Origin of the sequence: Arcobacter sp. s6 (assembly GCF_040884245.1) — a bacterium.
Taxonomy (GTDB): domain Bacteria; phylum Campylobacterota; class Campylobacteria; order Campylobacterales; family Arcobacteraceae; genus Aliarcobacter.
In genome coordinates this window covers 69065-82084 of sequence record NZ_JBEVTN010000020.1, presented here as the reverse complement: position 1 = coordinate 82084, position 13020 = coordinate 69065, and the positions used below count along the sequence as shown (strand labels likewise).

General features: G+C 25.9%; 11 protein-coding genes. 2 read left to right on the top strand and 9 right to left on the bottom strand.

What is annotated here, in order from left to right:
- The coding region (locus ABVS04_RS13060) for an FCD domain-containing protein (RefSeq protein ID WP_368031195.1) at window positions 1–225 on the top strand (225 nt) is incomplete at its 5' end.
- Window positions 226–277: 52 nt separating this feature from the next.
- On the opposite strand, the gene ABVS04_RS13055 is transcribed toward ABVS04_RS13060, so the two are convergent.
- Complete coding sequence (locus ABVS04_RS13055) at window positions 278–2851, bottom strand: bifunctional aconitate hydratase 2/2-methylisocitrate dehydratase (protein WP_368031194.1); 2574 nt, start codon at window positions 2849–2851, stop codon at window positions 278–280.
- Window positions 2852–3233: 382 nt separating this feature from the next.
- On the opposite strand from ABVS04_RS13055, the gene ABVS04_RS13050 reads away from it, so the two are divergent.
- Window positions 3234–3677, top strand: coding sequence for a thioesterase domain-containing protein (locus ABVS04_RS13050; RefSeq protein ID WP_368031193.1), 444 nt, complete (start codon window positions 3234–3236; stop codon window positions 3675–3677).
- A 14-nt stretch (window positions 3678–3691) separates the two neighbouring features.
- Here the strand turns inward: ABVS04_RS13050 and ABVS04_RS13045 are convergent, their stop codons facing one another.
- The 8 genes from ABVS04_RS13045 to ABVS04_RS13010 form a co-directional block, all read right to left on the bottom strand.
- A complete protein-coding gene (locus ABVS04_RS13045; protein WP_368031192.1) occupies window positions 3692–4168 on the bottom strand; it encodes a hypothetical protein in 477 nt (158 codons plus the stop codon).
- On the bottom strand, window positions 4150–4437 hold the full coding sequence (locus tag ABVS04_RS13040) for a nucleotidyltransferase domain-containing protein (protein WP_368031191.1): 288 nt from the start codon (window positions 4435–4437) through the stop codon (window positions 4150–4152). The genes ABVS04_RS13045 and ABVS04_RS13040 overlap by 19 nt, the downstream gene beginning before the upstream one ends.
- An 81-nt stretch (window positions 4438–4518) precedes the next feature.
- The gene (locus tag ABVS04_RS13035) at window positions 4519–5544 is read right to left on the bottom strand and encodes a diguanylate cyclase (protein WP_368031190.1); all 1026 of its coding nucleotides are present in this window, start codon (window positions 5542–5544) and stop codon (window positions 4519–4521) included.
- Window positions 5545–5597: 53 nt separating this feature from the next.
- Complete coding sequence (gene wbaP / locus ABVS04_RS13030) at window positions 5598–6956, bottom strand: undecaprenyl-phosphate galactose phosphotransferase WbaP (protein WP_368031189.1); 1359 nt, start codon at window positions 6954–6956, stop codon at window positions 5598–5600.
- Between the two features lie 7 nt (window positions 6957–6963).
- On the bottom strand, window positions 6964–7821 hold the full coding sequence (locus ABVS04_RS13025) for a glycosyltransferase (RefSeq protein WP_368031188.1): 858 nt from the start codon (window positions 7819–7821) through the stop codon (window positions 6964–6966).
- Window positions 7822–8130: 309 nt separating this feature from the next.
- On the bottom strand, window positions 8131–9072 hold the full coding sequence (locus ABVS04_RS13020; RefSeq protein WP_368031187.1) for a glycosyltransferase: 942 nt from the start codon (window positions 9070–9072) through the stop codon (window positions 8131–8133).
- Window positions 9044–9769 (bottom strand): hypothetical protein, encoded by a 726-nt coding sequence (locus tag ABVS04_RS13015; protein WP_368031186.1) that lies wholly within the window; start codon window positions 9767–9769, stop codon window positions 9044–9046. The genes ABVS04_RS13020 and ABVS04_RS13015 overlap by 29 nt, the downstream gene beginning before the upstream one ends.
- On the bottom strand, window positions 9766–13017 hold the full coding sequence (locus tag ABVS04_RS13010) for a glycosyltransferase (RefSeq protein ID WP_368031185.1): 3252 nt from the start codon (window positions 13015–13017) through the stop codon (window positions 9766–9768). The genes ABVS04_RS13015 and ABVS04_RS13010 overlap by 4 nt, the downstream gene beginning before the upstream one ends.
- Window positions 13018–13020: the final 3 nt, after the last annotated feature.

Below are 13020 nucleotides of genomic sequence, written 5' to 3'. Positions count from 1 at the left end.
ATACCAAATAACCCAATATTGCCAAGCTTGCAAAAAGCTTTTGTAAGTTGGTTGTCAAGTCATTGGAAAAAGATGGCAATAAAATCTCAAAGAAATGAATTAAATTATCAAGCACATAAGAAGATATTTGAAGCAATATTAAATAGGGATCCTGATGAGGCTGAGAGAGCTTTAAGAGATCATTTATCTCATGGTTGGAAGGACATTGAAAAAACTTTTGTTTAAAGCTTTTGTTTAAAATATCAAGTTGGAAAACCAACTTGATATTACTTAGTTCTTATGAGTGAACTAAGTTTCTTAATTGAGTTGGAGTAACTTGATGGAAGTTTAAGTATTTATAAACACCCTCTCTGTTTTTCTCTGTAATTTTCTTAGGTACAATTTCCATATATTCTTCAACAGATGGTAATCTTCCTAAAAGTGCAGTAACAGCAGCAACTTCAGCAGAACCTAAATAAACTTGAGAACCTTTTCCTAGTCTATTATCAAAGTTTCTTGTAGATGTTGAGAATACAGCAGCACCTTCAGATACTTGAGCTTGGTTACCCATACATAAAGAACATCCAGGAATTTCAAGTCTAGCACCCGCAGCTGCAAAGATTGAGTAGTAACCTTCTTCTGTTAATTGCTCTTTATCCATTTTTGTTGGAGGTGCAACCCATAGTTTTGAAGGAACTTCACCTTCACCTTTTAGTACTTCACCTAAAGCTCTAAATAATCCAATATTAGTCATACAAGAACCTACGAATACTTCGTCGATTTTTTTAAGTCTTTTTGGATCATTGTTGATGTTTGTTAATGTATCAACATCATCTGGATCGTTTGGACAAGCTAAAATTGGCTCTGTAATTGTATTTAAATCAATTTCAATAATCGCTTTATATTCAGCATCTGCATCTGGAGTTAATAACTCTGGATTTGCAATCCATTCTTTCATTTTATCAGCTCTTCTTTGAAGAGTTTTAGCGTCTTCATAACCTTCTTCAATCATTTTTTCAATTAAAGCAATGTTTGATGATAAGTATTCAATAATTGGCTCTTTGTCTAATTGAACTGAACAAGCTGCTGCTGATCTCTCTGCTGCTGAATCTGATAATTCAAATGCTTGCTCAACTTTTAAGTCTGGTAAACCTTGAATTTCAATAATTGTTCCAGCAAATACGTTTTTCTTACCTTTTTTCTCAACAGTTAATAAACCATCTTGAATAGCTTGGTAAGGAATAGCATTAACTAAATCTCTTAAAGTAATTCCTGGTTGCATTTCACCTTTGAATCTTACTAATACTGATTCTGGCATAGTTAAAGGCATCATACCTGTAACACCTGCGAATGCAATAAGACCTGATCCAGCTGGGAATGAAATACCAATTGGGAATCTTGTATGAGAATCTCCACCAGTACCAACAGTATCTGGTAAACATAATCTATTTAACCATGAGTGAATAACACCATCACCTGGTCTTAATGTAACTCCACCTCTTGAGTTGATGAAATCAGGTAAAGTATGTCTTAATTTAATATCAGCTGGTTTTGGGTAAGCAGCTGTATGACAGAATGATTGCATAACCATATCAGCACCAAAAGAAAGTGCAGCAAGTTCTTTAATCTCATCTCTTGTCATTGGTCCAGTTGTATCTTGTGATCCAACAGTTGTACAAATTGGCTCAACATACATACCTGGTTTAACACCAGCGATTCCACAAGCAACACCAACCATTTTTTGAGCTTGAGTAAACCCTTTTCCATTATCTTTTGGTTGAGATGGAGCAACAAACATATCAGAAGCACCTAAACCTAAAGCAGCTCTAGCTTTTGCAGTTAAACCTTTTCCAATAATTAATGGAATTCTTCCACCTGCTCTCATTTCATCTGTTAAAGTATTTGGAGCTAATTTGAATTCAGAAACAACAGCACCATCTTTTAAGATTTGTCCAGCATATGGTTTAATAGTAATCACATCACCTGTTTCTAAAGCATCAACTGAAGCTTCAATTGGTAAACAACCTGAATCTTCTGCTGTATTGAAGAAAATAGGAGCAATGATAGAACCAATTACAACTCCACCTGTTCTTTTATTTGGAACACCTGGAATATCTCTACCCATATGCCATTGAACTGAGTTGATTCCTGATTTTCTTGAAGATCCAGTTCCAACAACATCACCAACGTATGCTAAAGGGTGACCTTTTTCTTTTAAAGAAGCCATTGTTTCTAATGGTTTTTCCATTCTTGATTGTAACATTGCAGTTGCGTGTAATGGGATATCAGATCTTGTAAATGCAACAGTTGCAGGAGATAAATCATCTGTATTTGTTTCACCAGGAATTTTATATACAGTAAGAGTCATTTCTTCATCTAAAGCTGGTTTATTAGTAAACCATTCAGCAGCTGCCCATGATTCAATAATTTCCTTAGCTTTTGCATTTCCAGCATCCATTAACTCTTTTACATCATTAAATGAGTTATAAACTAAAATAGTATTTTTTAATTCTTTTGCAGCAGCATCAGCTACTTCATCGATTTTTAATGCTTCAACTAATGGAGATACGTTAAATCCACCCATCATTGTTCCTAAAATTTCAATAGCTTCAACTTTTGAAATTACTGAACATGATACATTTCCTTGTACGATATCATTTAAAAATGCAGCTTTAACATAAGCAGCATCATCAACACCTGGATTAATTTTATTTTTGAATAAATCTAAACAATACTCAGCCTCAACAACTGGGTTAGCTTTTAATAATTCTACTAATGCAGCAGTTTGTTCAGCAGTTAAAGGTAATGCAGGTAAACCACCTTCATTTTGTCTTTCTTGTGAATGTGCTTTATAATCTGTTAATAAACTCATATATTATCTCCTCTTTAATTTTAGAAAGTTTGGTTTATTATATCACAAAGAAAAAAATTAGTATGTACAAGATTTGTAAAGAATTGTACAAGTTTTTATTTATGTAAATAAAAGTTACACAATAATGGCTCATTAAGCTAAATTAAAAACAAAAATATACTTTTTACTCTTTTTTTAGGCTTTTATATAATTTTATTATTGTACAATTATTGTACATAAGATAATTTATTTAAAATATCCAATACTTCCATAATGATAATTAATATTTCATATAAATCATCAATACCTTCGACTCTTTAATCTATTATTAGTCTATAATTAATATTAAAAAAAGTTATATTATTGTCTAATTTCATATCAATAAAAAATCAAAAGGAATAAAATGCTAACTGAAGAACTTCAAAAAAAGTTACATAATGAAATCCCTCTTACAAAACTTATGAATATAAAAATCAAAGAATATAATGAAAAAGAGCTTATAACAACAGCACCTTTAAGTATCAATATAAATGATAAGGGAACTGCATTTGGAGGAAGTTTAAGTACTATGACTATCATTTCATCTTGGAGTTTATGTTGGTTGATATCAAAAGAGCTTGGAGTTGATAGTAAAAATATAGTAGTAATAAAAAATGAAAACTCTTATAAAAAACCCGTTACAAAAGATATCTTTTGTTATACACAAAAACCATCAAAAGAAGAAATTCAAAGATTAAAAGAAAAGTTAGAAAGTAAAAAAAGCGCTTCAATAAAAATAAAATCAACTATTATAGAAGAGAATGAAATCTGCGTAGAATTTGAAGGATATTATGTAATTAAATTATAATATCCTTAGTTAAGTTATTTAACTAAGTTTGCAATTGCATCTAAAGTTTCTTTTAAATCTATTTTCAATTTATATATATTATTTAAAATATTTATTGCTATTTCATCATTATCTTCATAATCATGTGCTATTTCATTTCTAAGATCTCTTATTTCAAACCATTCATCTACATTTATTATGTCTATAATTTCAAGTTGATTAAGAATATCTAAAAAAGGTTTATTTACATTTTCACCTTCATAAAGAAGAACTGATTTAAAAAGTTTTGCACCCATACAATCTTGAAGTTTTGAAAATCTATAAATTATTTGATCACTATAAGCTAGATATTCAATACTATCAACTATAGTTTTAAAATTATCCATATTTATAGGAAATTGATACTGTTTTTGTAATGCAATAAAAGCATTTTCAAGTCTTAAAAAGTGTTTATACCCTTCATTCAAATTATCTTGAACTTTTTGCTTATAGACTAAAGTTTTATTCCCCATCTTAAAGCTTCCTTTTCAATAAGTCTATTATTATCTGTATTAAATACTATATCTATCTTTTGTTCGCCAAGTTCTTTCTTCACTCTTGAAAGAAATTTTATCTTTTTCTCAAAAAGGTTTTTATGCTCATCTAAAACTATATATAAATCTATATCTCCACCTTTTTTATTATCATCAACGCGACTACCAAAAAGATATATCTCACCATCTTTAAAAAACTCATTAAAATACTTTTTTATTACTTCAATATATTTATTTGATAATCTCACTTTTAGATACCTCATATTTAAAGTTTTTTATGAAATATTATACTACATCAAACTTTTAAAGACTTTTATCTCATTATGTAATTAAATTATAATATCTTTTACAGTGATTTTATTTCTACCACTTTCTTTTGATCTGTATAAAAGTTTATCAACTTCATCGTAAATCACCTCACTATTTGTATTAGGTGCTACTTTTAAGATATTTCCTAAACCAACAGATATTGTCATATAGTGACAAACGCTATTATTGCAAGCTATGATTTTCAAATCTTCAACTTTTTTTCTTAACTCTTCTATTACACAATGAGCGCTATCTAAAATACCTACTTCAAATAAAATAGCAAACTCTTCTCCACCTACTCTAAAGACATAATCATTTGGTCTATTTAAAGTATTTTTTAAAATGTTTGAAATTTCTTGTAAAGCGATATCCCCTTCATGATGTCCATAAAAATCATTGTAATCTTTGAAAAAGTCTATATCTAAAAGTGCAAATGAAAACTGATAATTATATCTATTTAGTAAACTTAATTTTTTTTCAAATATCTCTTGAAAATATCTTCTGTTGTACAAACCTGTTAAATGATCAGTTATACTTAGATCACTTAGTATTTGATTTTTATTTTTTAGTTCTAGTAGTGTATTTTTATAATTGCTAACATCTAACATAACCCCAACTAAACCCAAAACCTCACCTTCAATAATAAAAGGAGATTTATAAAAATGATAATCCCGTGTTACTCCATCTGCACATTTTACAGCACCTTCATAGAACTGTTCTTTGGGATTTGAAAAAAGCTCTGCATCTTTTTTATAATAAATATCTGCATATTTTTTAGGAATATACTCTTTTAAATCATAAAGTGTTTTACCAATAATCTTTTCTTTTGGAACACCTAATATTGTTTTTGAAAAAGCATTATTACACTGTTCATAAACCCCATCTTTGGATTTATAAAATATAGGATTTGGAATAGTATCAAATAATTTTTTCAAAAAAATATTATTGATCTCTATATCTTGCTTCAAAGAATCAACTAATAAAGACTTGTTTTCCAACACTTTTATCTTTGCTTCTAACTCTTCATAGCTAGGTTTATTATTCATTTTTACCCCAAAATTTTTTTTTTATTCATAAAGTTTACTTCAAATCAAATAATCTAATAACTTCCTTTTCTAGATAACACAACAACAATAGTCTTAATCAATATTATAAAATCAATATCAACAGACCAATTTCTTACATACCACACATCTAATTGAACTCTTTCATCATAGTCAATATCATTTCTTCCACTTACTTGCCATAAACCTGTGATACCTGGCTTAACTGCTTTGAAGTATTCAAAATATTCTCCATATTTTGGTATTTCTTTATCGATAATTGGTCTTGGACCAACTAATGACATCTTTCCTTGCAAAACATTTATAAGTTGTGGTAACTCATCTAGTGATGTTTTTCTAAGAAAATTTCCTAATTTTGTAATTCTAGGGTCATCTTTTAGTTTAAAATCTTTTTCCCATTCTTCTCTAATCTCTGGATTGTTATCTAATAACTCTTGTAAAACTTCATCTGAATTTATAACCATAGTTCTAAATTTATAGATATTGAAACTTTTTCCATTTTGACCTATTCTTCTTTGTTTAAATAGAGGTTTTCCTTTTGTATCCATATATACCAAACAATATAATAAAATAAAAAAAGGAGATAAAATAAGAACAGATGAATATGAAACTATATAATCAAAAATAGTTTTTATTCTTTTATCTACAGGATTTAATAGATTGTTTTTGATAAAAAATGCCATACCTTTGTGATTGATAGAGTTGATTATCTCACCATTAAACATAGGGATTTTTGATAATTTTGGTAAAATCACAACTCTGCTTATATGCTTTTGAACAATATCCACAAAAAAGAAAGTTTTTCTTATCTTTTTTTCAGATAAGTCTATGACTGCTGCGTGAAAGTCATTTGAAAGTAAAGAGGATTTGATCTCTTTTTTTATTTCATCAATTGATTTTGTTTCGATATTTATCACTTTTTTTATATCAAATCCAAAAGAGTTATCTTTTGCAAACCATTTAGAAACTTGTTCTTGTCCTGTATTATCACAAATCACCAAAATATTTTCTCTAAATATAGAAAATTGTAAAAAATATCTTTTGAATATATATACATAAATAGGTATAAAAGTATTTATAAGAAAAAATAAGATAATAGAAAGTCTTGAATAATTATCAGATTCTTTTAATAAAAATGTCAATGAAAAGATAACCATCATAGAAATAAAATTTGCTTTTAATATCATATATGCTTGATTTGAAGAGATCATTCTTCTTGTCAATAATCTAAAGTAGTAATAAAAAATCATATAAATAAAAATTTGAAAAAAATACTTTAAAAAGCCATGATCTAAAAAATCAACTAAAAAAAACTTTGAAATAAAACTACTTATAAATAGATTTATAACTAAAGAGACAAAAAAAAGTACAAACATAAACAACAAATAATACATAATAATCCTAAAACTTATTTCCAATTTTAAATGCTAAGAATTTAATAAAAGAGATAACTACTGATTTTAAAATAGCTCTTTTATCAATCTTATATAAATATTTTATCTCATCAATAGCTTGTGATATACCGCTATTGGTGATTTTTATATTTTTATTTACTTCATCTAGTATCCATTTGTTATTTTTAAAAAAAACACCTATGGTCTTGTATCTTTTCCAGATATCTAAAAAAGTAAAATTATGAGAGTGATAAACTCTCGCATCTGCATTATAATATATTTTTTTATCATTTAAGATAGCTCGTGCTGCAAATTCCATATCTTCATTTGTATTTAGATTTAAAGTGAAGCCTTTTACCTCTTTGAAATAATTTGCTTCATACATGGCACAACTATCTGAAGAAAAGAAAGTTTTGATACCCAAGGTCTTCAAATCATTTTTACTTTTGATAGATGAATCTTCTGGATAGTTTTTACCTCTAGCATAAGTTTCAATCAAATCTGCGTCTTTTTTAGGAATTTGCCTTGCATATGAAACAACAATATCATTTTGAAAAGATGAAATAAGATTTTTCACAAGATAGTCATCATAAGGAATAGCATCTTGAGTCATAAACATATAAAAATCTGCTTTATAATCTAATGCTATATTTCTAGTATTTGCATGGTTGAAATCTCTTTTATCTATGATTATATGATTTATATTCAATCTATCTAAAATCAAAACCGTATTATCAGTAGATGAAGAATCTATAATCAAAATATCTAATAACACATCTTTTTGTGAAAGCAATCTTTTTATCAAAATCTCAATTTCATACTCTGCATTAAGAGTAGGTATAATACATAGAACTTTTTTATTCATATTTTTAATAGTAATCCCATATTTCTAATCATCCCTTGTTTTAAGATATCATGTTTAAGTAATATCTTTCTTTTCTCTAAAAATGATTTTTCTTTTATTGAAACAAAATCTTTTAATATATTTTTTACCATTATAAGTTGAGAGTAATATAACAATTTTACTCACAGATTAATCTCTAAAGGGTTTATAATATTTTTCATTAGCCAATTGCAACATCTCTTTATCACCAGAACTATCTCCATAAGCATAAATGTAATCAAATTCTTTATGTACTGGTGTGGGCGAAGTAATTGAAATATATTAATCATTCTAATCCTTAACATATTTAATAATTTCATTTCTTAAACTTACATCTTCTAAATAAATTTCTTCTGGATTCAGTAAACCAGTATTTTTCATAGTTTGTATTTGAAAATACAAAAGCCAAAATACATGATCATTTCCTTGAAAATTTATTGATTCGAGCAAATCAATACTATTATTAACTAAGCTTTCATGAGAAAAACTTGTTAATAATTTTTTTGATAACCTATCAATATTTGCAGCGATTATCCAACAAATTTCAAATAACATCCATTTTCTATTTGATGAAATAGTATTTGTACCATGAATTCTATAATTCATTAAAGGAATTTCTAAATTTAAACAATTATATTTTTCGCACACTCTTAACAAGAAATCCCAATCATGGGCAAATCTTAGATTTCTCATTCCACCTATTTCATCATAAACTTTTTTTCTAAATATCATATTACTTGTAGTTGAAACAAAATTTGTCATTAAAGCATTTAATGCGTAATTATTAGTATTTAAAAAAGTTAATTTAGGATTGGGAACTTCCCAAGGATGCATATTTTTCCACGCTTCTTTAATTCCTAAAATTTTACTTTTATCATCTACAATATTTATCCATGTTGAAATAAAATCTATATCTAATTTCTGTTCGAATATTTCAATACATTTTTGAAATCTATCTTCGCTAAATTCATCATCAGAATTTAAAATAGTTAAATACTCACCCTTTGCTAAACGAAGACCTCTATTTATTGCATTATGTGCACCCGCATTTTCCTGTCGTATATGAATAATTCTATTATCAGTATATGATTCAATGATAGAATTTGAACTATCTTTCGAACCATCATCTATAATTATTAATTCCCAATTTTTATATGTTTGATTAATTACACTATCAATACACTTTCCAATATATTTTTCATGATTATAACTTGGTATGACTACAGTTATCAAGATTACTCCTTTTATAATATTTCTTTATCAATTTTTCTAAATATACTTCATCAAATTTAATTCCTAAAAGACTATACAGATTTAGAATTTCTTCAGAAATAATTATATTAAAATCCTTTTCTTTATTTTCCTGAACATTCTTTATTGCTTTTCTATTTAATACTAATTCAAATGTTTCAACAATTTTTTCAATTTCAAAACTTTTTGTAGAAATTAAATTCGTTGTTTTATTTAAAAACAAATTATGTTTATTTATATATTCTAATACAGATACAATATCATCTATATCTATTAAGTTTCTTTTCACATTCTCGTATATGTTTATTTGAGACCCACTTAAAATTGAGTTATATAAAAAATTAGTTAAAGTAAAATTATTTTTTGAATTTCCAACAACTTGAGCCAACCTAAATATTTTATAATACTTAAAATTACTCGAGATCAACAATTCCATTTCTTGTTTATGTTTATAATATTTTTCTTCTAAATATTTGTCAAATCCTACAAAATAACTGCTAAAATAAATCAAACACTTATCTTTAGAAAGATATTTCATTAATAAATCTTTTTCTCTTTTATATTCGCTCTCATCCACTTCTTTAGAATTAGATACCCCACTACAAAAGAAGATATATTTTTCATGATCATTATTAATTCTTTCCATTGATTTTGCAAGCATTCCTCTCCCAATAATCATAATGTTCTGTTCTTTTCTAAAATAGTATTTTCAAATAATTCAATATAATTTTGAGAAATTGTTGGTTTGGAGAATTTTTCTAAAATAATTTCTTTATTTTCTATTGCTTTCTTTTTATATAATTTATAATTCTTAATAAAATCACAAAAAATAGAATAATACCCACCAATATCTCCAATATTATCAAAAATAATACCATTTTGATATCTTTCTAATAATAATTTTGTATCACCAACATCTGTTGATATTGCTGGTGTCCCAACAGATAAAGCTTCTAAAAGTGCAATAGATAATCCCTCAAATAAAGAAGTAAAAATTATAGCTTCTGAAATTAAATCTAACTCATATGTATTATCAACATAATCCATTCTAATAATAAAATTATTCAAGTTATAATGGTTTATCATTTCATCAACTTTTTGAGACAACTCTCCACTTCCAACAATTAGAAATTTGTATTCATAATTAAAGTTATCTACTACTTTTTTTATTAACTTAATTAAATCTAATGGTGCTTTTTGAGAAGTCATTCTGCCAATTGAAACTATATATTTCTGCTCTACATCTAAATTATATTTTTCATAAATACTACTCTTATCTAAACTTAGTGCTTCAACTCTTTTTTTATCTGACATTACTGAATATATTAACTTTACTTTAGAAGTATCTATTCCTGATTCATTAATAAAAAGATCATGAATTTTTGAATTAACTGCAATAAATTTATCAAAACTCAATAATTCTGGATTTCTGTCTTTATATAATCTTACCCAACCTTCTTTTGTATCATATACTTGCTGATCAATAATTCCCGAATTTATAAAAATATTTCTTATATTTAAAAGATTATATTCTAACCAAGGAGAACCATTACAAATCCATACTAATTCAGGGTTATAATAATTATTTAATATTTTTAGATAATTTAATATCCCATCATGAGTAGAAAGTTCAGTTAAATCATAAATTGCAATACAATCTAATATAAATTGATGATGTAAGCTTCCTAATGATTCATTCAATCTTTCAAAATTAATTACTACAAAATCATATTTATCCTTCAACGAATTGATTATTTCAACAGTATTTCTTTCTACTCCACCAACAGCTAAAAATATTGGAAAAACAAAAACTAACTTTTTATCTTTGTTTTTATTAATATACTTTAATTTAGTGAAATTGTTTTCTATACATTCTTTACCTCTTTTATTCCAATATCCATATTCATCAATTTTACAATTAATAATACTATTTATTTTGATTGATTTTATATTGTTTTCACCTATTAATCTAATAACTTTACCATTAAGCTTTGTAAAATCATCTTTTAATTTGAATTCATCTTTTAAAATTATATGATTTTCTAATGTCTCTGTAAAACCTAGATTAGGAAAATCAACTAAACCAAAAGATAATAAAAGTACATCTATATAAGGATTGTTTTCTATGAACAATATTAATTGTTTTAAATTAATCGGATTTAGTAAAAAACCATTTTTAGGTCGATAAATATAATTATTATTTTTAGATATAGCTTCTGATTTTATTCTTATATGAATTTCATTTATATATTCTTTGTAATATTCTCTTACCATTTCTATTGAATTAAAATCTTCAACTTCTATTATCAATTTAGATATTAACTGATTATTTTGAATTAATATTTCATCTAGATTATTAAAGAAATCATCTTTTACATATTTCTCTATATTTTTTATATAAGGAACAATTTGAGGTAAATAATATTTAGTAAAAACTACATTTATTAAACCTTTTTCCAAAGAGTAACTATTTTCAATCACCCCTTTTTCATAATAAAATCTAAATATAGTTCTATAAATATTTGAAATATCTTTTTCTAATTTATGTTCATTAATAAGCATTTCATCTTCTAAATATTGACAAATATCAATTATTCTATCTAAATTGTTATTATCTTCATAAGTTTTAGTATCTCTTATATAATTTAACCATTCTCTTGATATTTGTTCTATTTGAAGTACCCATTCAACTTCTTCTTTATGTAACTTTTTGAACACTAAAGCCATGTTGCCTGCATTTTCTTGTCTAATACAAAAATTTTTAACACTAGTATAAGGATGATAATGTTCTCCAATAGCCTCATTGAAATAGTAAATGTCCATACCTTTTTTGAAAAGTCTATATCCTAATTCTATATCTTCAAATCCATATTTATTAAAAGTTTCATCAAATATTATTTCTTCAGATAATAGAAATTCTTTGTCAATACTTATATTACAAGTATAGAAATGTCTAAAATCTATATAACCATGAGAAGGAAACGCATTAAAACTAAATTGTTCACATCCTAATTCTGTAATATGTTTCATTAAAGTATTTACTTTTAAATCTCTATGCCAAATTACTTCACCAAGAACTGCCTTACAAATTGGTAATTCTTTTAGTTTTTCATAATGTTGATTTATAATTTGAGGATTAGGAAAAATATCATCTCCAATAATATATAACTTCTCACCTTTTGCATGTGAGATTGCATTATTTCTTGCTTTTGAGGCTCCGCCATGATCATTTCTTAAAACTATTATTGGCAAATCATTTACTTGTTCCAAAAATTCTAAAGATCCATCTTCAGATCCATCATCAGAAAAAATAATTTCATATTTATATTTTGTGACTTTATCTACTTTTTTCCAACATTCAATTATATTTGGCAAAAGTTTTAGTCTATTATATGTTGGAATGATAACACTCACTTTTATGTCATATTGTTTTCCACTATGTACAAATGTACATTTAGGTTTTTCAATATTTGTAACTACTACTGAATTAGAAATTCCAGATTTTGCTTTTGCTTTTTTTATCGCATTTTTTAAACCAAAGTTTTTTGCTTCATTAATAAACTTTTTTATAATATATGGATTTTTTTTTATATATTTTGTTATTTTAATTAATTTTTTTATTTTTGAATCTTTTTTTGTCATACACTCTAAAGAATTTTCACCATGTGTGTTTCTATTTTCATATCTACCAAATCTTATAAAATGAATTAAAGGGTTTATACCTGAAGATTTTACATCTGGATACTTTGTCAAATAAAAAGTTGTATCAAATCTTTCTGACGGATTTCTTCCTTCTTTCCAACCATTTTCTATATAATGTTTAATAGGATCTATATCAGCTCTTCTAACATCTTCATAAGTTTTAAGATAATATTTTTCATCAAATAAAACTGACTTTTTTATAATTTTATATTCATTTATTATCATACA